The organism is Nonomuraea rhodomycinica (genome assembly GCF_013363995.1).
In the GTDB taxonomy this organism is placed as follows: Bacteria; Actinomycetota; Actinomycetes; order Streptosporangiales; family Streptosporangiaceae; genus Nonomuraea; species Nonomuraea rhodomycinica.
This window is the reverse complement of record NZ_JABWGO010000014.1, coordinates 168,277-186,522: the sequence shown is the minus strand read 5'-3', so window position 1 is coordinate 186,522 and position 18,246 is coordinate 168,277. Positions and strand designations below refer to the sequence as shown.

22 protein-coding genes are annotated in these 18,246 nt (G+C 72.5%); 12 read left to right on the top strand and 10 right to left on the bottom strand.

What is annotated here, in order from left to right; all coding sequences use genetic code 11:
• Nucleotide 1: 1 nt before the first annotated feature.
• Nucleotides 2–493, bottom strand: coding sequence for an Lrp/AsnC family transcriptional regulator (locus tag HT134_RS39520; protein ID WP_246366346.1), 492 nt, complete (start codon nucleotides 491–493; stop codon nucleotides 2–4).
• A 119-nt stretch (nucleotides 494–612) separates the two neighbouring features.
• Between HT134_RS39520 and pdhA the strand changes: the two genes are divergently transcribed.
• Genes pdhA through HT134_RS39505 form a run of 3 tightly spaced genes read left to right on the top strand, consistent with a single transcriptional unit; the run spans nucleotide 613 to nucleotide 4,206 of the window.
• Nucleotides 613–1,689 carry a pyruvate dehydrogenase (acetyl-transferring) E1 component subunit alpha gene (gene pdhA / locus HT134_RS39515; RefSeq protein WP_175605604.1) on the top strand — a complete coding sequence of 359 codons (1,077 nt, stop codon included), beginning with the start codon at nucleotides 613–615 and terminating at the stop codon, nucleotides 1,687–1,689.
• Nucleotide 1,690: 1 nt separating this feature from the next.
• Nucleotides 1,691–2,707, top strand: a complete 1,017-nt coding sequence (locus HT134_RS39510) for an alpha-ketoacid dehydrogenase subunit beta (RefSeq protein ID WP_175605603.1) — start codon at nucleotides 1,691–1,693, stop codon at nucleotides 2,705–2,707.
• Complete coding sequence (locus HT134_RS39505) at nucleotides 2,704–4,206, top strand: dihydrolipoamide acetyltransferase family protein (RefSeq protein ID WP_175605602.1); 1,503 nt, start codon at nucleotides 2,704–2,706, stop codon at nucleotides 4,204–4,206. Before HT134_RS39510 ends, HT134_RS39505 begins: the two co-directional genes overlap by 4 nt.
• Before the next feature lie 70 nt (nucleotides 4,207–4,276).
• Here the strand turns inward: HT134_RS39505 and HT134_RS39500 are convergent, their stop codons facing one another.
• Nucleotides 4,277–4,735 carry a hypothetical protein gene (locus tag HT134_RS39500; RefSeq protein WP_175605601.1) on the bottom strand — a complete coding sequence of 153 codons (459 nt, stop codon included), beginning with the start codon at nucleotides 4,733–4,735 and terminating at the stop codon, nucleotides 4,277–4,279.
• A 128-nt stretch (nucleotides 4,736–4,863) separates the two neighbouring features.
• Here HT134_RS39500 and HT134_RS39495 point away from each other — a divergent pair, with 128 nt between their 5' ends.
• Together HT134_RS39495 and HT134_RS39490 are read left to right on the top strand one after the other, a co-directional pair.
• On the top strand, nucleotides 4,864–5,751 hold the full coding sequence (locus tag HT134_RS39495) for a hypothetical protein (protein WP_175605600.1): 888 nt from the start codon (nucleotides 4,864–4,866) through the stop codon (nucleotides 5,749–5,751).
• Nucleotides 5,752–5,838: 87 nt separating this feature from the next.
• A complete protein-coding gene (locus tag HT134_RS39490; RefSeq protein ID WP_175605599.1) occupies nucleotides 5,839–6,225 on the top strand; it encodes a peptidase inhibitor family I36 protein in 387 nt (128 codons plus the stop codon).
• Between the two features lie 15 nt (nucleotides 6,226–6,240).
• Here HT134_RS39490 and HT134_RS39485 read toward each other — a convergent pair whose 3' ends face one another.
• Nucleotides 6,241–6,732: a MarR family winged helix-turn-helix transcriptional regulator gene (locus HT134_RS39485; protein WP_175605598.1), complete on the bottom strand. Its 492-nt coding sequence runs from the start codon at nucleotides 6,730–6,732 to the stop codon at nucleotides 6,241–6,243.
• Between the two features lie 105 nt (nucleotides 6,733–6,837).
• Between HT134_RS39485 and HT134_RS39480 the strand changes: the two genes are divergently transcribed.
• Nucleotides 6,838–8,043 (top strand): FAD-dependent monooxygenase, encoded by a 1,206-nt coding sequence (locus HT134_RS39480; protein WP_175605597.1) that lies wholly within the window; start codon nucleotides 6,838–6,840, stop codon nucleotides 8,041–8,043.
• Nucleotides 8,044–8,059: 16 nt separating this feature from the next.
• Here HT134_RS39480 and HT134_RS39475 read toward each other — a convergent pair whose 3' ends face one another.
• Entirely contained in the window at nucleotides 8,060–8,527 is a 468-nt protein-coding gene (locus HT134_RS39475) for an NUDIX hydrolase (RefSeq protein ID WP_175605596.1), read from the bottom strand.
• Between the two features lie 96 nt (nucleotides 8,528–8,623).
• Here HT134_RS39475 and HT134_RS39470 point away from each other — a divergent pair, with 96 nt between their 5' ends.
• Nucleotides 8,624–9,445, top strand: a complete 822-nt coding sequence (locus HT134_RS39470; RefSeq protein ID WP_175605595.1) for a class I SAM-dependent methyltransferase — start codon at nucleotides 8,624–8,626, stop codon at nucleotides 9,443–9,445.
• A gap of 85 nt (nucleotides 9,446–9,530) precedes the next feature.
• On the opposite strand, the gene HT134_RS39465 is transcribed toward HT134_RS39470, so the two are convergent.
• Nucleotides 9,531–10,028 carry a MarR family winged helix-turn-helix transcriptional regulator gene (locus HT134_RS39465; protein WP_175605594.1) on the bottom strand — a complete coding sequence of 166 codons (498 nt, stop codon included), beginning with the start codon at nucleotides 10,026–10,028 and terminating at the stop codon, nucleotides 9,531–9,533.
• 140 nt (nucleotides 10,029–10,168) lie between these two features.
• On the opposite strand from HT134_RS39465, the gene HT134_RS39460 reads away from it, so the two are divergent.
• Together HT134_RS39460 and HT134_RS39455 are read left to right on the top strand one after the other, a co-directional pair.
• Nucleotides 10,169–11,362 (top strand): Rossmann-fold NAD(P)-binding domain-containing protein, encoded by a 1,194-nt coding sequence (locus HT134_RS39460; RefSeq protein ID WP_175605593.1) that lies wholly within the window; start codon nucleotides 10,169–10,171, stop codon nucleotides 11,360–11,362.
• A gap of 330 nt (nucleotides 11,363–11,692) precedes the next feature.
• Entirely contained in the window at nucleotides 11,693–12,031 is a 339-nt protein-coding gene (locus tag HT134_RS39455) for an alpha-amylase inhibitor (RefSeq protein WP_175605592.1), read from the top strand.
• 63 nt (nucleotides 12,032–12,094) lie between these two features.
• On the opposite strand, the gene HT134_RS39450 is transcribed toward HT134_RS39455, so the two are convergent.
• The 5 genes from HT134_RS39450 to HT134_RS39430 form a co-directional block, all read right to left on the bottom strand.
• Nucleotides 12,095–12,502 carry an SRPBCC family protein gene (locus tag HT134_RS39450; RefSeq protein ID WP_175605591.1) on the bottom strand — a complete coding sequence of 136 codons (408 nt, stop codon included), beginning with the start codon at nucleotides 12,500–12,502 and terminating at the stop codon, nucleotides 12,095–12,097.
• Nucleotides 12,499–12,972 (bottom strand): MarR family winged helix-turn-helix transcriptional regulator, encoded by a 474-nt coding sequence (locus HT134_RS39445; RefSeq protein WP_175605590.1) that lies wholly within the window; start codon nucleotides 12,970–12,972, stop codon nucleotides 12,499–12,501. Before HT134_RS39445 ends, HT134_RS39450 begins: the two co-directional genes overlap by 4 nt.
• Nucleotides 12,959–13,876, bottom strand: a complete 918-nt coding sequence (locus HT134_RS39440) for an N-acyl homoserine lactonase family protein (protein ID WP_217708891.1) — start codon at nucleotides 13,874–13,876, stop codon at nucleotides 12,959–12,961. Before HT134_RS39440 ends, HT134_RS39445 begins: the two co-directional genes overlap by 14 nt.
• A gap of 82 nt (nucleotides 13,877–13,958) precedes the next feature.
• Nucleotides 13,959–15,134, bottom strand: a complete 1,176-nt coding sequence (locus HT134_RS39435; protein WP_175605589.1) for an erythromycin esterase family protein — start codon at nucleotides 15,132–15,134, stop codon at nucleotides 13,959–13,961.
• A gap of 127 nt (nucleotides 15,135–15,261) precedes the next feature.
• Nucleotides 15,262–16,140, bottom strand: coding sequence for a LysR family transcriptional regulator (locus HT134_RS39430; protein WP_217708890.1), 879 nt, complete (start codon nucleotides 16,138–16,140; stop codon nucleotides 15,262–15,264).
• A gap of 82 nt (nucleotides 16,141–16,222) precedes the next feature.
• Between HT134_RS39430 and HT134_RS39425 the strand changes: the two genes are divergently transcribed.
• Genes HT134_RS39425 through HT134_RS39415 form a run of 3 tightly spaced genes read left to right on the top strand, consistent with a single transcriptional unit; the run spans nucleotide 16,223 to nucleotide 18,209 of the window.
• On the top strand, nucleotides 16,223–16,678 hold the full coding sequence (locus HT134_RS39425) for a nuclear transport factor 2 family protein (protein ID WP_175605587.1): 456 nt from the start codon (nucleotides 16,223–16,225) through the stop codon (nucleotides 16,676–16,678).
• Nucleotides 16,675–17,355: an SDR family NAD(P)-dependent oxidoreductase gene (locus HT134_RS39420; protein WP_175605586.1), complete on the top strand. Its 681-nt coding sequence runs from the start codon at nucleotides 16,675–16,677 to the stop codon at nucleotides 17,353–17,355. The genes HT134_RS39425 and HT134_RS39420 overlap by 4 nt, the downstream gene beginning before the upstream one ends.
• A 23-nt stretch (nucleotides 17,356–17,378) precedes the next feature.
• Nucleotides 17,379–18,209 (top strand): NAD(P)H-binding protein, encoded by an 831-nt coding sequence (locus HT134_RS39415; RefSeq protein WP_175605585.1) that lies wholly within the window; start codon nucleotides 17,379–17,381, stop codon nucleotides 18,207–18,209.
• The last annotated feature ends 37 nt before the right edge of the window (nucleotides 18,210–18,246 follow it).

Below are 18,246 nucleotides of genomic sequence, written 5' to 3'. Positions count from 1 at the left end.
CTCACCCGGCTCCCGCGCCGCGGGCCTCCTCGAACACCAGCCACGTACGGGTGGCGCGCACGCCCGGGATGTCCTGGACGAGCTCCAGCACGACGTGCCTCAGCGTCGCGTTGTCCGGGGTCCTGACCAGGGCCAGGACGTCGAAGTCGCCGCCGAGCAGGGCGAAGTGCTCCACGTACGGGGTCTCCCGGAGCCGGGCCGACACCGCGCGCCAGGAGTTCTGCTCGATGGTCAGCGAGACGTACGCGCTGGTCCCGAGGCCGGCCCGGTGCGGGGCGATCCGCGCCGTGAAACCGGTGATCACACCGGCGTCCATCAGCCGGGTGATCCGGGCGTAGACGTTGGCCCGGGAGACGTGCACGCGCTCGGCGAGGGTGCGCATCGAGATCCGGCCGTCGCGCCGCAGTTCGGCGATGATCGACCGGTCCACCCCGTCCAGCGGCGCGGCCGAATGTCCCGCCGATCCCTCGCCGGCGCCGTCGTTGAACGACAATTGGCCCTCCCGAAGCCTGGTTTGAACCTCTTTGTCGCTCATCATGCCTGATGTCTTGAACGCCTGGCCCCATCCGCGGACGCTTTCCCTGACAAACGTCCAGAGAAAGCGAGGGTCGCATGTCCGTCGACGTCCTTCTGCCCTCACCCGTGCCGGTGCGCTTCGTCGCCGAGGACGGCACGGCCGTCCAGCCGCCCACCGGCTACCAGGTGCCGGCGGAGGAGCGGCTGCTGGAGGGCTTCCGCCGGATGGTCGTGGGCCGCCGCTTCGACCGCCAGGCGACCGCGCTGACCAAGCAGGGACGCCTGGCGGTCTACCCGTCCAGCCGCGGGCAGGAGGCCTGCCAGATCGCCGGGGTGCTCGCGCTGCGTGAGGACGACTGGCTGTTCCCGACCTACCGGGACTCGGTGGCGCTGGTCTCGCGCGGCCTCGACCCCGTCGAGGTGCTGACCCTGCTGCGCGGCGGCTGGCACTGCGGCTACGACCCCGTCGCCACCCGGGTGGCGCCCCAGTGCACCCCGCTGGCCACCCAGACCATCCACGCCGTGGGCATGGCCGACGCCCTGCGCCGCAAGGGCGAGGACGGCGTCGTCATGGCCTTCATCGGCGACGGCGGCACCAGCGAGGGCGACTTCCACGAGGCGCTGAACTACGCCGCGGTCCTGGGCGCGCCCGTCGTGTTCTTCGTGCAGAACAACAAGTACGCGATCTCCGTGCCGCTGGCCAAGCAGAGCGCCGCGCCCGCGCTCGCGTACAAGGGCATCGGGTACGGCATCCGCTCCGAGCAGGTGGACGGCAACGACCTCGTCGCGGTGCTGTCCGTGCTCGACGCGGCCGTGGAGCACGCGCGCACGGGCGGCGGGCCCTTCCTGGTGGAGGCGCACACGTACCGCATGGACCCGCACACCAACGCCGACGACGCCACCCGCTACCGGGACAGGCAGGAGGTCGAGCGGTGGGAGGCGGCCGACCCGCTGGCCCGCCTGGAGACCTACCTGCGTGAGCGCGGCGTCCTCACCGCGGACGCCGTGGACGCGGCGCACGAGGCCGCCGAGAAGTTCGCCGCCCAGGTGCGTCAGGACCTGAACGCCGACCCGGAGGCCGACCCGTTCGAGCTGTTCGAGCACGTCTTCGCCGAGGCCACGCCCCAGTTGCGCGAGCAGCGGGCCCTGCTGGCGTCCGAGCTGGAGGACTGAGATGACCACGCTGAGCATGGCGCAGGCGCTGAACGCCGCGCTCCGGGACGCGCTGCGCGAGGACGACCGGGTCCTCGTCTTCGGCGAGGACGTGGGCCCGCTGGGCGGCGTCTTCCGCGTCACCGACGGGCTGACCAAGGAGTTCGGCGAGCAGCGGTGCTTCGACACGCCGCTGGCCGAGGCCGGGATCGTGGGACTGGCCGTGGGCCTGGCCATGGGGGGCTTCCGGCCGGTGATCGAGATGCAGTTCGACGCGTTCGCCTACCCCGCCTTCGAGCAGATCGCCTCGCACGTGGCCAAGCTGCGCAACCGCACGCGCGGGCGGCTGTCGCTGCCGATGGTGATCAGGATCCCGTACGCGGGCGGCATCGGCGGCGTCGAGCACCACTGCGACTCCAGCGAGGCCTACTACGCGCACACGCCCGGCCTGAAGGTCGTGACCCCCGCGACGGCCGACGACGCGTACTGGCTGCTGCGCGACGCCATCGCCGACCCCGACCCGGTCGTCTTCATGGAGCCCAAGCGCCTGTACTGGTCCAAGGGCGAGACGTCGGCCGGCGACCGGCGCGCGGCGGGGTTCGGGCGGGCGGCGGTGCTGCGCGAGGGCCGCGACGCGACGCTGGTCGCCTACGGGCCGACCGTCCCGGTGGCGCTGGAGGCCGCCGAGGCCGCGGCCCGGGACGGCCGCGACCTGGAGGTGGTGGACCTGCGGACGATCGTCCCGTTCGACGACGCGACCGTCGTGGCCTCTGTGCGCAAGACCGGGCGCTGCGTGGTGATCCAGGAGGCCCAGGGGTTCGCCGGGGTGGGCGCGGAGATCGCGGCCCGCGTCCAGGAGCGGTGCTTCCACTCGCTGGCGGCGCCGGTGCTGCGGGTCACCGGGTTCGACATCCCGTACCCGCCGCCGATCCTCGAGCACTCGCACCTGCCGGACGCCGACCGCGTGCTGGACGCCGTGGACCGGCTCCAGTTCGACGACGAGCCCGATCTGCTGCACCTGGCCGGGGAGGCGTCATGACGCGGAACGTGTTCCGCCTGCCCGACCTGGGCGAGGGGCTGACGGAGGCCGAGATCGTCGACTGGAAGGTCGCCGTCGGGGACACCGTCGAGATCGACCAGATCGTGGTGGAGGTCGAGACCGCCAAGGCGGCGGTGGAGGTGCCCGTCCCGTACGCGGGGACGGTGCTGAGCCTGCGCGCTCCGGCGGGGACCGTCCTGTCGGTGGGGGAGCCGCTCATCGAGGTCGGCCCGGCGGACGGCGTGGCCGAACCGGAGGACCCGGCCGCGGCCCGCTACCGGGAAGAGGAGCGGGCCGGATCCGGAAACGTCCTCATCGGTTACGGCACGGGGCACGCCCGCTCCGGCCGCCGCCGTCGCGGCGGCACCCGCCCGGCCCCCGCGCCCGCCGCCCGGACGCCCGGCGGGCGCGACTCCCGGCCCGCGCCCACGCCCGCGCCTGTACCCGCGCCCGGGCCCGCCGGCCGGACGCCCGAGGGGCCGCACGCGCCTCGGGTGATCTCCCCGCTCGTGCGCAGGATCGCCCAGGAGCACGGACTGGACCTCGCCGCCGTCAACCCCACCGGACCCCGCGGCGTGATCCTCCGCCGCGACGTCGAACGCGCCATCGCCGCCCACGCCCTCACCGACCACGCCACCGCCGACATCGGCACCCCCGCCGCTGCCGATCGCGCCACCGCTGATCGCGGCACCGCCCCGACGGGCCCGCTGCCGGCGTCGGCGGGGAACGGCACGGCGCCGGGAACGGCCGGGACGGCGCCGGGAACGGCCGGGACGACGCCGGGCGCGCCCGCAAGCGCCGAGCTTCGGTCCGAGCGCATCCCCCTGCGCGGGCTGCGGCGGGCCGTGGCCGACAAGCTGACCCGCAGCCGCACCGAGATCCCCGACGCCACCACGTGGGTGGACGCCGACGCCACCGGCCTGCTCGCGGTCAAGGACGCGCTCCGGCGGGACCGCCCGGACCTCGGCATCGGGCTGCTCGCGCTGCTGGCCCGCATCTGCGTGGCCGGACTGCGCCGCTTCCCCGAGCTGAACTCCTCGGTCGACACCGCCCGCGCCGAGATCGTCCGGCACGGTCACGTCAACCTCGGCTTCGCCGCCCAGACCGAGCGCGGCCTGGTCGTGCCGGTGGTCCGCGACGCGCACCTGATGACGACCGCACAGCTCGCCGCCGAGCTGAGGAGGCTCACCGGCCTGGCCCGCGAGGGCACGCTGCCTCCGGCGGCGCTGACCGGCGGCACGTTCACGCTCAACAACTACGGCGTCTTCGGCGTGGACGGATCCACCCCGATCATCAACCATCCGGAGGCGGCGCTCCTCGGCGTCGGCCGCATCATCGACCGCCCCTGGGTGGCGGACGGCGCGGTCGTGCCGCGCAAGGTCACCCAGCTGTCCTTCACGTTCGACCACCGGGTCTGCGACGGCGGCGCGGCCGGCGGCTTCCTGCGCTTCGTGGCCGACTGCGTGGAGAACCCCGCCGTCCTGCTCGCCCACGTGTAGCGCGGCGGCCCGCGACCCTCACGGAAGGCCGGCGGCCTCCACGTGATCCGGCGGCCTGGGCCCCTCGGGCTCAGGCCAGGGCCGGGATCTCGATCCGGGTGCGATCGTCCCGGGCCACCAGGCAGGCGAGCACGGCGTCGCCCCGCTCCAGGCGTTCCCCCAGGGAGGAGGTGAGGCGGGCCGTGCGTTCGATCTCGTACGGGCTGCCGGCCTTCGGGGTCACGCGGAGCCGCAACAGCCAGATGTAGCGTCCGTTGAGCTTGTTGGACGTCTGCTCGGCCCCCAGGACCGCCGCGTCGCACGGCGCCGCCGCGGCGCGCTCCTTCGGCGTGAAGGTCCGCAGCGAGGTCGCTTCCAGGCTCGCGAACGAGATGGCGCCCATGGCGAGCATCCCCGCGGCCAGGAGGACGAACGACGCGCTGACGTACGCCCCGGCCCGGGTGTGCGGCTTCCGCCTCAGCACGAGGAACAGCACCACGCCCACGATCAGGGCGATGACGGCCAGTGTCCCGAAGACGATCGATGCCATCCTGCTTCCTCACGCTGACGGACGTTCCGATGCGGTAGTCGAGCAGGTGCCGCTTGCACGGCGGCTGCACCCCGCATGCCGACGACTATGATCTTCAGCGATTCCGGTGCCAGGGGAGCGAGGTCCGCATGAGGCTTCGGCTGCGGGCGGCGGTCGGGGCCCTCCTGACCGCGGCGACAGCCGCCTGTTCGACGGCGGCGACCCCGATGGCGGCGACCCCGACGGCGGCGGCGCCGAGGCCGGGGGTCACGGTGCCGCCGCCGGGAGTGGAGGTGCGCGCACTGTCGGTCCCCTTCGACCGGTACAACTTCTCCACCGCGGACATCAGCGTCCTGGAGGCCGCCGAGGAGCTCCTCGTCCGCGACTGCATGCGGCGGCGGGGCATGGCGTGGGAGGTGCTGCCGCGGAGCGCGATGGAGGACCTGGAGCCGCCCAACCGCCGCCGCTACGGTGTCGTCGAACCGGAGATCGCGCGCCTCTTCGGCTATCACCCCCCGCCGGACCGCCCTACCGTGGCGCGCCGCGCCGCCGCGCGGGACAGCCGCGCGCGGCGCCTGTCGGCGCAGGAGCGACGGGCCGCCCACGACGAGGAGGACGGCTGCCTGGAGCAGGCGCGCTCGCACCTGGAGCAGGGCACTCCCCGGGTCGACGAGGCCCTGTTCAACAAGCTCATCTCGGAGACCTTCGCGCGCTCCCGGCGGGATCCGCGGGTCGTCCAGGTCTTCGGGGCCTGGAGCGCGTGCATGCGGGAGCAGGGCCGGCAGTACGCCGATCCGCTCGCCGCCGTCACCGACCGGCGGTGGATGAACGACGGCCCGGCCTCCCCGGAGGAGATCAGCGTCGCGCGGGCGGACGTGCGCTGCAAGGAGCGGACCGGCCTCGTCCCCGTCTGGTCCGCCGCGGAGAAGCGCCTCCAGGACGACGCCGTCAACGCCCACCCGGCCGAGTTCCGGGCGCTGCGGGCGGCCAAGGACGGGCAGCTCGCGGCCGCCCGCGCCGTGCTCGCCCGCGGCTGACCGGCGCCTCGGGCGATTCCGTGCCGAAGCCGGACACCGACGGATAGGATCTTGCGCCGATCGCGATCTTCAGAGGACGAGGTGCACATGAAGCGACAGACCATGCGCAGGGCCGGTGTCGTGGCGCTGGCCCTGACCAGCCTGATAGGGCTCGGTTCCGCCGCCCAGGCCGACGCCGGGCGGCGGCTCGCCAGCTCCTGCGCCAGCGACTTCTGCCTGTACGAGCACGACGACTACAACGGCGCCGAGGAGGAGTTCGTCTTCGGCTCCTACAACGTGTGCGTGCGCTCTCTCAGCCTGAACAACAAGGCGAGCTCCATGCGGAACCCGTCGGGCGCGAGGGTGCAGTTCTACGACAGCGCGAACTGCTCCGGCGCCTCCGGCTACGCGGCGCGGCCGCGGTCGTCCGACAGCGACCTGACGAACAACGGGTTCGACAACAAGACCAGCTCCGTCAAGCCCGTCCGGCCGTAGCACTCCCTTCCGGGATCACGGAGTCCGGGGCGGCGTGGCCGCTCCGGACTGACCGTCCAGCAGGCGGTGGGTCGACTGCCGCTGGCGGGCGGCGGCCTCGCCGAGGAAGTCGACGATCGCCGCCAGCTCCCGATCGTCGTAGCGGGCGACCAGCTCCGTCAGCGACGCCACGTAGTCGTCGAACAGCGGAGCCAGCGCGGCGAGGCGGTCGGGGACGGCCTCCACCAGCACGCTGCGCTTGTCCTCGGGGTTGCGCACGCGGCGGGCGAACCCCTTGCGCTCCAGGCGGTCGATCAGCCCGGTCACCGACGCCGGAGCCAGCCCCGAGTGCTCGCCCAGCTGCCGCGCGGTCAGCGGACCGAGGCGGTCCAGCAGATCGAGGGCCTTCTCCTCGGTGGCGGTGAGGCCCTGGTGGGCGGCCAGGGCGGTGTGGAACATCACCGCCGCGTTGCTCAGCTCGCGTCCTGCCGTGAACAGCCGTCCCAGCAACTCGTCCCGGTCTGCCATGCCGCCAGCCTACCTACTTTGTTCGGCCGAACAAAACACTTGACCGCCCCGTCGTGTCCGTTTATGTTTCGTACGGCCGAACGAAATAACTGACGGAGGTCCACCATGCGGGTTCTGATCATCGGCGGCGGTGTCGCGGGGACCGTCGCCGCCCTGGCGGCGCGGAAGGCCGGCCTCGAGGCCCGGCTGTTCGAGGCGTACGACGAGAGCGCGGGCCTGCACCACGGCGTCTACCTGACCGTCGCCGTCAACGGTGTGGACGCGCTGCGTGCGGTGGACGCCCACCACATCCTGCCGGAGGCGGGGTTCCGCGGCGGCCGCATCCAGTTCCGCAGCGGCAGCGGCAAGCACCTGGGCTCGGTCCCGCTGGGCCCGACGCTGGACGACGGCTCCGCCACCCACACCATCCGCCGCGCCGACCTCTACCGCGGCCTGTACAAGCTGGTCGCCGACAGCGGCATCCCCGTCCGGCACGGCAAGCGCCTGGTCGGCGCCGAGAACGTGCCCGGCGGCGGGGTCCGGGCCCACTTCGCCGACGGCACCAGCGCCGAAGGCGACGTGCTGATCGGCGCGGACGGCGTCCACTCGGCCGCCCGGGCCGCCATCGACCCGGCCAACCCCGGCCCCCGCTACACCGGCCTCGGCAACACCGGCGGCTTCACCCGTACGGCGAACGTCGACGCCGAGCCCGGCGACTACGTGATGATCTGGGGCCGGAAGTGCTTCTTCGGCTACACCGTCGCCCCCGACGGCGAGCTCTGGTGGTTCGCCAACCCGCCCGCCGGCCGGGAGCCGTCCCGCGCGGACCTGCGCCGGCTGGCCGCCGCCGACCTCAAGGCGCGCCTGGTCGACCTGCTGGCCGTCGACGACAGCCCGGCCGCGCGGATCGTCCGCGACACCGCCGGCGACATCGGGCTGACCAACCAGTACGACCTGCCGACCGTCCCCACCTGGCACAACGGCTCCATGGTGGTGATCGGCGACGCCGCCCACGCGGTCTCCCCGTCCTCGGGGCAGGGGGCGTCCCTGGCCGCGGAGGACGCGGTCATCCTGATCCGGTGCCTGCGCGACCTGCCCACCGTGCCCGCCGCGCTGGCCCGCTACGAGTCACTGCGCCGGGAGCGCGTCGAGCGGATCGTCGCGTGGGGCTCCGGCATGAACAACACCAAGAAGCAGGGCCTCGTCGGGCGCGTGCTCCGCGACCTGGCCCTCCCGTTCATCCTCCGCAAGGCCGACGACCCTCGGGAGATGGAGAAGATGAGCTGGATGTACCACCACCACATCGACTGGGACCACCCGGTCCGTCCGTGACGCGTGGTCGGGTCCCTCACCAGTCGAGAGTGACGGGGCGCTCGTGCCGTACTCCTTGGAACAGGTCTTTCAGCAGTACGGCCAGCCGGGGAGGGAAGACGCGCTCCGTGGTCGCGGCGAGCTCGGCCAGGGTCCACCATCGGTGCCCGAGCCCGTCGTCCCCGGTGCCGGAGATCTCCGTCCCGGCGACCCGGGCGAAGAAGTACGTGTGCACGGTGTGGTAGCGCCTTCCTCCGGCGGACCACTCACCCGCGTTCACGGCCACCGGCTCGCCACAGTCCCGGGGATCGAGGAGGAGACCGGTCTCTTCGCGAACCTCCCGGACGGCCGCCTCCACCGGCGATTCGCCAGCCTCGATCCCGCCGCCGGGCACATGCCAGGCGGGCTCGCGGGGCCAGGGGTCAGGGGGGACGAAGCGGAACAGCAGCACGCGATCTCGGGGGTCGGCGAGGATGACGCGTGCGGTGGGACGGTTCGTGATCATCACTCGACGGTACCGGCGCGAGATGTCCCTCGGCGCCGCGCGTCTCGACGGGGCGTCGCGATTGCCAAGTGGGCGCGTGCCCACTATGGTGGGCGCATGCCCACTATGTCGCAGGAGCAACCCCAGCCGCCCGTGAACCCGCCCCACAAGGCCAGGCAGATGGCCGAGTCGTTCGGGATCGACCCCGAGCGCTACGACCGGGCCCGGCTCGGCTACCCCGATGACCTGGTGCGGCGGATCGTGGCCGCCAGCCCCGGCCCCGACGTCGTCGACGTCGGCTGCGGCACCGGCATCGAAGCCCGGCAGTTCCTGGCGGCCGGCTGCACGGTGCTGGGAGTCGAGCCGGATGCGCGGATGGCCGAGTTCGCCCGCGGCACCGGGGTCGAGGTCGAGGTCGCCACGTTCGAGGAGTGGGACGCCGCCGGGCGTACGTTCGACGCGGTCGTCGCCGGGCAGTCCTGGCACTGGGTCGACCCCGTCGTGGGCGGCGCCAAGGCGGCTCAGGTGCTGCGGCCGGGCGGGGTGCTGGCGGTGTTCGCCCACGCGTACGACGCTCCGGCCCCCATCGCGGAGGCGTTCACCGCCGCGATGCGGCGCGTGGTGCCCGACTCGCCGTTCGGCGGTGGGCCGGCGAGGCCGGCCCAGGAGATCTACCAGCGGATGTTCGACACGTTCGGCGAGGGAATCCGGCAGGTCGGCGCGTTCGGCGAGCCGGAGCAGTGGCGTTTCGACTGGGAGCAGCACTACACCCGCGACGAATGGCTCGACCTGCTGCCCACCACGGGCGGGCTCACCCGGCTCGCGCCGGACCAGCTGGCCGAGGTGCTGGAAGCCGTCGGGGCCGCCGTCGACGCGGTGGGAGGCGGCTTCACGATGCCGTACACGACCATGGCGGTCGTCGCGTCGCTGAAGAGCTGAGCTCCTCGCCGGCTGTGCTGCCGTGCGGCCGGTCGGTCAGGCGGCCGTGACCGGCCGCCGCGCCGCGCGCCGGCGAGGTCGCGGCTCAGGTGTCCTCGAGGGTGGCCAGGTGGGCCGTGACGTCGTCGGCGAAGCGGGCCAGCAGGCGGCCGAGGTCCGCGCGGTCCTGCGCGGACCAGTGGTCGATGGCACCGGTGAACCAGCCGATGAGCGTGCGCGCGTAGCGGTCGGCGGCCGCCCCGCCCTTGTCGGTCGGCTCGATGTAGCTGACGCGGCGGTCGTTCGGGTCGCCGATGCGGCGCACCAGGCCGCGGCGCTCCAGCTGCTGGACCTGCCGCGTGACGTGCGGCTGGACGAGCTGCATCTTCTCCGCGATCTCGCTGATCCGCAGCGGCTTGCCGGTCAGGTGGATCGAGACCAGGACGGAGAAGGCCGGCCGGTCCACGTCGATCCCGGCGCTCCGCATGGCGTGCTCGGTCAGGCGGCCGCGGCTGATGGCGTTGCTGAGCTGCGCGAGGTGGGGCATCACGGCCAGCACCTCGTCGTCGTCCCCGCCCGGGGGGGTCTCGGGTCCAGCGCTCATCGCGGCTCCAGTTGCATACGTAAAACATGTATCTATATCGTGGAGTGCGTGGCGGTGCTCCTTGGCCGCACCACATCCGCAATAAGGATACCTAAAGCATGCATCTATTGCTGCGGTAGGTCCGACCGGGAAGGACCCCCATGAAGCGCAGGATTCTCGTCTCCGGGGCCAGCATCGCCGGCCCGTCGCTCGCGTACTGGCTGGACCGCCACGGCTTCGAGGTCACCGTCGTGGAGAAGGCCGCCCACCTGCGCGGGGGAGGGTACGCCATCGACATCCGCGGCACCGCCCGCGACGTCGTCGAACGCATGGGCCTGCTCCCGCGCCTGCGGCGGCTGCACGTGGACACCCGCCGGATCACCTTCCTCGACCCCGACGGCGCCGTCCTCGCCGGCCTGCGGCCCGAGACCTTCACCGGCGGCGCCGAGGGCCTCGATCTCGAAGTACGCAGGGGCGACCTGGCCGACTGCCTCCACGACCTGGTGCGCGACAAGGTGGAGTTCCTGTTCGGCGACTCCATCGCCACCCTCGACGACCGCGGCGGCCACGTGGAGGTCACCTTCGACAGCGGCGCGCGGCGCGCGTTCGACCTGGTGGTCGGCGCCGACGGGCTGCACTCCCACACCCGCGCGCTGGCCTTCGGCCCCGAGGAGCGCTACCACCGCTACCTCGGCTTCTGCTTCGCCGGCTTCACCATGCCCAACCACCTCGGCCTGGCGCGCGAGGGAGTGCTGTGGAACGTTCCCGGCCGGGCCGCCGCCCTCTACGCGCACGAACCCGGCGAGCCGATGCACGGCTTCCTGACCTTCGCCCGGGACGAGCCGCCCTTCACGGCCTTCCGCACCCCGCAGGCGCAGCGCGACCTCGTGGCTTCGACGTTCCCCGACACGGTGTGGGAGGTCCCCCGGATGGTGGCGGCGATGCGGACGGCCGACGACCTGTTCTTCGACGTCGTCAGCCAGATCCGCATGCCCGCCTGGTCCGCCGGCCGCGTCGCCCTGGTCGGTGACGCCGCCTACGCGACGTCGTTCATGTCGGGGCAGGGGTCGAGCGTGTCGCTGGTGGGGGCGTACGTCCTGGCCGGCGAGCTGGCCACCCACGAGGATCACGTCACGGCCTTCGCGGCGTACGAGAGGACGGTCCGCGACTTCGTGGAGCGGAACCAGGCCCTCGCCACGGAGGGCGGCGGCGTGGTGGCCCCGCGCACCCGGCAGCGCCTCGACGCGCGCAACGCGATGCTGCGCGGCCGGACCGCGCTCCCGTCCGGCGCCGAGGGGCGCGCCGCGAACACCGCTCTCGTCCTGCCTTCCTACGAGCACGCGCTCGGGAGCTAGACCCAAAGACCTCCGGGGGGCGAGTAAGGAAATCGGCGGACAAATGGCGACGCATGTGTTGACGGAAATCCCGAGGCCGCCGCGCCTTCTACCTGTGCGTTTGCATTCAGATGGAAAGTTTTCCACCTCGGGCCTCGACTCGTGTCAGACTCGGTGAGTCGGTGCGGATAACGGCGGTGAGGCCAAGGCGGTGGCGTTTTCTGAAGAATCCGGGTGCCATTCTCGGAGTCCGGTTCTCCGGAAAAGCGTCTGTATTTCCGCTCATTTCTGAGCCAATCCAGCCATAGCCCGACATGAGGATGATGTCCCATTTTCGGAAGGGGAGTTCCTGTGTTCCAGTCCACCCGCAGAATCGGAACCGCTCTGTCCGCCGCGGCGCTCCTGATCGGCGTCACCGCCGGTCAGGCAGGCGCCGACAGCACGCGGTCGGCGCTCGCCACCGCGAACACCTTCGGCGCGGCGGCGGTCCCCAGCTGCGTGACGACGCGCCTCGACAGCTCGGGCTACACCGACAAGCTGTGGGTCACGAACAACTGCCGCTATTCCGTGCGGGCCAAGGTCGTCCTCGCGCACGAGACCGACCTCTCCTGCTGGACCTACGGCAGGGGGACGACGAAGTACTGGAGCTGGGGCTGGCCCGGCAGGTTCGACGGGCTCCACGACTGCTGACCGCACACCCGCCGACCGCCGGCGCCGGGCAGGCGGTCTGGACGGCGGGGGAGCGGTGACGACTCACGGGGCCGGACGGGTGACGCGCCGGGCGAGGCGGTCGAGGCGCAGCTCGCCGACACCCCGATACGCCTTGCTCAGGACCAGCGCGAGGGGACCGTGGTGGCCGAACGCGTGCGTCACCACGGTCCCGCTCCCGTGCGGCTCCAGCCGCCACACGCCGGTCTCCCGGAACCCGGGGACCTGCCATGCGGTATGGATGCTCCGGTCGTCGATGGCGGTGTACCGCCAGTGCCCGCTGAGGCCACCGCGCACGGTCATCGGGTACTCGACGCCGGTGGCGGCATGGGCGGGCCCCTCCACGGTGTGGAAGGCGGGATTCCAGTCGGGGAGCGCCCTCGGGGTGAGCAGCGCGCGACGGACACGGGACGGCGGTGCGTCCACGAACCGGGTCGCTTCCTGGGTGTTCACGGGCGCTGCTCCTTCTCGAGGGCGATTCGGCGAGCCAGGGCCTGGCCGGCGGGTAGGCCGGCGACGAACGCCCGGAGGAAACCGGTGACCTGATCGAGGTCGCGCCCCTCGGCTGCGGCGTCGATGGACCGATAGAGGTCGTCCTCGATCTCGGTGATCTGCCGGGCCAGGCGCATGCCCTCGTTCGTGAGGGACAGCTCGATGTGACGGCGGTCGTGTGCCGACACCTGACGTTCGATGAGGCCGGCCGTGGCGAGCCGGTCGACCAGGCGGCTGGGACTGTTGCCGCTCTCGCAGACCAGCAGCTCGCCGAGCCCGGTGAGGGTCAGGGGCTGGCGATCGGCGAGGATGCGGAGAACCTCGGCCTGTGAGGAGGTGACCCCGAGCGGCTTGAGCGCCTGGCCGAGCAGCCGGTTGCCCTCCCGTTGCGCGGCCAGGATCAGATAGCGGAGTTCTTCAGCGCTGCGCATGCGCGTCCGCCTGTCGTGTCCCGGTGAGAGCCGCGGTCACGGGCGCCAGCCGGGCGGCCGCTCCCGGATCGTGGGCCGGCAGGATCACCAGGCCCGGGTTCCTCTCCCGCAAGGCGTTGATCGCCCTGGTGGTGTCCTCCAGTTGCCGCCGTTCCCCCACTCCTGGGGTGTGGCCCTCCTGCAGGAGGTGGGCGTCGTAGGTCAGGTCGCCGACCATGAGCAGCGGCGGGTGTCCGGGCTCACGGACCAGGAGCGACAGCGATCCGGGAGTGTGGCCGGGGGTGGGCAGCAGCACCAGGCTGCCGTCGCCGAACAGGTCGTGGCCGGTCGTGAAGGGCGTGAGCCCGGGATCCCGGACGGCCTCGAACTCGATCCGCCGCCAGCGCAGTCCGGGCAGGTCGATGTGGGCCCGCAGGAGCCCGCGCAGCTCCGGCAGGGCCCCGTCGAGCGTCCGCCACTCCCTGTCGCTGACCACGATCTCGGCGCCGGTCAGCTCCCGCAGTCCTCCGATGTGGTCCTGGTGCAGGTGGGAGATCACCACCGTGTGCACGTCCGCGATGTCGTAGCCGGCGGCGGCGAGCTGGGCGGTGAGGGTGTCGGCGGGGCCGATGTCGAAGCGGGCCAGCCGGTCGTACATCACGCCCGTGACGCCGCCGGGGAAGTAGCCGGGGTCGGTCACCGACGCCCGATCCTGCCCGGCGTCGAACAGCACCAGCCCGCGCTCGTGCTCGATGACGTAGACGTTGATCGGCAGGGGAGGCGTCCACCGGCGCGAGGTGAACAGCCACCAGTACAGCGGCTTGCGCGTGGCGGCCACGTGCTCCGGATGGATCGACACCGTCCCGGTGCTCACCACCGACACCTGCTTGATCCGGCTCGCCGTGTTGACCATCTCGTGTCTCATGGCAATTAGATTACACGACATACATGTCGTGTCAACTATCTACCTGAAGCGCCTCCCGGTCACCTGGACGTGTGGCCGTCCGTCAGCCCAGCTTCCCCAGCCGGACGGCCTGCTTGAGGAAGACGACGCCGTCGATCAGGTCGAGCTGCGCCGGGTCCAGCGGGAAATAGGCGAAATCCTGGGAGACGCGGGGGGCGGGCTTCCCGACAGCCTCGGCCAGGCGGCGGGCGTCGACGAGAGACCGCTCCCAGGGGAGCGTGGCCAGGACGCCCTCGACGGTGTCCGGGGACGGGGTGTCCTCGCCCGCGGTGCCGAAGGCCGAGGCCAGGAAGGCGTACCGGTCGCCCAGGTGCGTCGCGGCGATCGCCCCCGCGCTCCACCACTCCAGCCGCTGGTCGCCGAACGCCATCAACGTCTTGTTCCGCTGCAGGTGGAGGTTGCTGGCGAAGACCAGGGCCGGGCCGTGCCCGGCGACGGCACGCAGGTTGGCCGCCATCATCGCGTCCCGCAGGGCCGACAGCCGGCCCCATCGCGCCGGGGACGCGTCGGCCATCCAGTAGTGGTAGCGGAGCAGGCCCACGGCGGTGCGCCCGTACAGTGCCGCCAGCTCCCTGTCCTGCGCGCCGAGCTGCGGCGCCTGCGTCTCGAGCAGCGCCACCAGGTCGTCGGCGATCAGCCGCAGCCGCCGCGCTTCGGCGGACCGGCCGATCGACTGGGACGGATCCATCGCCGTGGCCTCGTCCGACCACCGCTCGTCCGGGCCGAGCAGCGTGTCGAGGGCTTCCCCGGTCACCACGGCGGAGGCGAGCGGGCCGTCGAGCAGGGCGTGGAGGCCGGTGAGCGCCTGGCGCGGGCTCGCCGCCCAGTACTCCAGCGGGCCGTCGAAGCCGAAGAACCTGAGCTTCTCGTCGTGCTCCTCGTTGTACGCCCGCATCCAGCGGACGAGCTCGCGGTTGGCCGGAAAGGCGCCGAAACCATGGCTGAAGCCGCGTTCCATGACGTCGTCGAGCGTGCCCGCGCCCGTGGTGACGTGGTCGTCCACCACGAGGCCCATGAGGCAGTCGCTCTCGACGGCGATCGACCGGTAACCCTCGTGCTCGACCAGATGCCGGAAGAGCTCGTTGCGCAGCTCGCCCAGTTCGTCCACGAAGTGCCGGGCTTCGCCCAGGCCGAGCAGCTGGGGCTTGGCGGGGAGCGAGCGCAGGAAGGCCGAGACTCCCGCGCCGTCGAACGGCCGGGCCGTGTCCTTGATGTCCATGGCTTCAACGGTATCGTTGAACTTTCGGTGGAGACTTGGCGCGCAAACTCCTCCCATTGCCGCTGAAAGCTTCAAAGAGGGGGAGCGTCCGCCGTGAATCCAGGAGGGCGTCAGGAGGGTCCGGGGGTCACGCCCGGCGGCGCCGCGGTTCCGGCGACAGGGCCTCGACCAGGTCGCGGATGATGCTGCGGTGATCGCCGGGCCGCCACGCGAGCGCGAGCACGCTCGGCGACAGCCCCGTGACCGGAATGGTCATGATCCCTGGCCGCCGGTAGATCTCGGCGTTGCCCTCGGCGAGCAGCACGATGCTGCCGCCGCTCTCCAGCGCCGCGAAGGTCTCCTCGGCGTTCGTCACGGTCGTGCAGACCACCGGTGGCCGCCCGCCGCGCTCGTCGGTCGCGAGCCAGTGGTCGCGGAGCGGGCCGGCGCTCTCGGGGAGCGCCAGGAAGTTCTCGTCCAGGAGCTCGGCGAAGCCGACCTCGTCCCGTCCGGCCAGCCAGTGGTCCTCCCGGAACGCGACCCAGCGCGGCTCCCGGGCCACGACCCGGACGTGGAGCGCGTCCTGACCGGGGAACGGCAGCCAGACGAACGCCACGTCCACCTCGCCCTCGGCCAGACCCGCCGTGGGGTCGGTCCAGTTGACCTGGCGCAGCCGCAGGTCGCAGTCCGGACGGCGTTCGGTGAACCGCTCCCGCAGCGTCGCCAGGAGCCCGCGGCCGACACTGGTCGACATGCCCACGGTCAGCCGCGAGGCCTCGGCGGCCGCGGCGTCGCCGACGGCCCGCTGGGCCTCGTCCCACTGCTGGAGCAGCTCGCGGGCGGCCGGCAGCAGCGCCTCGCCCGGCTTGGTGAGCCGCACCGTGCGCCGGTCGCGGTCGAACAGCCTCACCCGCATCAGCTCTTCGAGCTGGCGGATCTGCTTGCTGAGCGTCGGCTGGGAGATGAACAGGCGCTCGGCCGCGCGGGTGAAGCTGAGCTCCTCCGCCACGGTCACGAAGTACCTCATGTCACGCAGATGAGCATCCATAGCCGCTGGCTATTACAGCAGATATTGGACGTACGGAGAAGGTCGCCGCCACGATGGCCCCATGAGCACCACGGAGGATCGCCTGGCGATCATCGAGACCTGCACCCGCATGGCATGGCACGCCGACCAGCGCGAGTGGGACCGCCTGGCCGAGGTCTTCGCGGACTCGGTGACCCTGGACTACACCAGCCTGAACGGTGGCGAGCCGGCCGTGCTGACGCCGGCGCAGATCGTCGAGGCGTGGTCGGGCCTGCTGGGCGCGTTCGACGCCACGCAGCACCTGATCACCAACCACCTGGTGACCGTCGACGGCGACACCGCGACCTGCACGGCGTCGTTCCAGGCCACGCACCGCCTCGCCGATCCGTTCGGCCCGCCGCTGTGGACCCTGGGCGGCACCTACCGCTTCGACCTGGTCCGGTCGGCCGGCGCGTGGCGGATCGGCGCTGTGGTGATGACGGCCACCTGGGCCGACGGCAACCGGAACCTGATGTCCCTGGCGGCGGGAGACCGATGATCGCCCTCGTGACCGGCGGCAACCGGGGGATCGGCCGGGAGGTCTGCCACCAGCTGGCGGCGCTCGGCCACACCGTCCTGCTCACCGCCCGATCGCCGGAGGCGGCCGAGGCCGCCGCCGGGGAGCTCGGGGGTGACGTCGTCCCGCTGCGGCTCGACGTCACCTCCGAGCAGGACGTCGCGGAGGCGGCGGCCGCCGTCGCCGAGCGGTACGGACGGCTGGACGTCCTGGTCAACAACGCCGCGATCACCTACGACACCTGGCAGGGCGCGGCGTCCGCCGACCTGGACGTCGTTCGCGAGGCCGCCGAGACCAACCTGTACGGCCCCTGGCGGCTGACCCAGGAGCTGCTGCCGCTGCTGCGCGAGAGCGCGCACCCGCGGATCGTCAACGTGTCCAGCGAGGCGGCCTCGCTGACCAACATGGGCGGCGGCACCCCGGCGTACAACGTCACCAAGGTGGCCCTCAACGCCCTGACCCGCATGCTGGCGGCGGAGCTGCGCGGTGACGGCGTCCTCGTGAACGCGATCTGCCCGGGCTGGGTCGCGACGGACATGGGAGGCCCCGCCGGCCGTCCCGTCTCCGAGGGCGCGGCCGGCGTCGTCTGGGCCGCCACCCTGCCCGACGACGGCCCGACCGGCGGCTTCTTCCGCGACGGCCGTCCCCTGCCGTGGTGACCGGCTCTGTGAAGGACAATGAGATGATCTTGGTGACGGGTGCGACGGGCAACGTCGGCTCCGAAGTGGTCCGGGCCCTGGCCGCGGCCGGTGAACCCGTCCGGGCGCTGGTGCGCGAGCCGGGCGCCGCATCGCTGCCGGACGGCGTCGAGGCGGCGACGGGCGACCTCAACCGGCCGGAGAGCATGACCGGGGCGCTGGGCGGGGTCCGCGCGGTGTTCCTGCTCGCCGGGTACGCGGACATGCCGGGCCTGCTGGCCGAGGCCAGGCGTGCGGGAGTGGAGCAGGTCGTGCTGCTGTCCGGCGGCTCGGCCGGGAGCGGCGACCTGACCAACGCGGTGACCCGTTACATGGCCGCCTCCGAGTCCGCCGTGCGCGAGTCCGGGCTGCCGTGGACGTTCCTGCGGCCGAGCGCGTTCATGTCCAACGCCTTGCGCTGGCTGCCGCAGCTGCGGGCCGGCGATCGGGTGCGGGTCCCGTTCCCGGACGTCCGCACGGCGTGCCTCGACCCGTACGACCTCGGTGCCGTCGCCGCCCGCGCGCTGCTGTCGGAGGAGTACCGGGGCGAGATCCTGTGGCCGACCGGTCCGGTCGCGATGCCGCCCGCCGACCAGGTCGCCGTGCTGGCCGAGGTCCTCGGCCGCGAGCTGCGGTTCGTGGGTCTGACGAACGAGGAGGCGCGCACCGACCTGCTCGCCACCATGCCGGTCGAGTACGTCGACGCGTTCTTCGACTTCTACGTGAACGGCTCGCTCGACGAGTCGATCGTCCGCCCGACCGTCCGCGAGGTCACCGGCCGCGAGCCCCGGACCTTCGCGCAGTGGGCGCGGGCCCACGCGGACGCCTTCCGCTGAACCCTCTCGCATCCGACTCCGACTCCCACGTCACGAA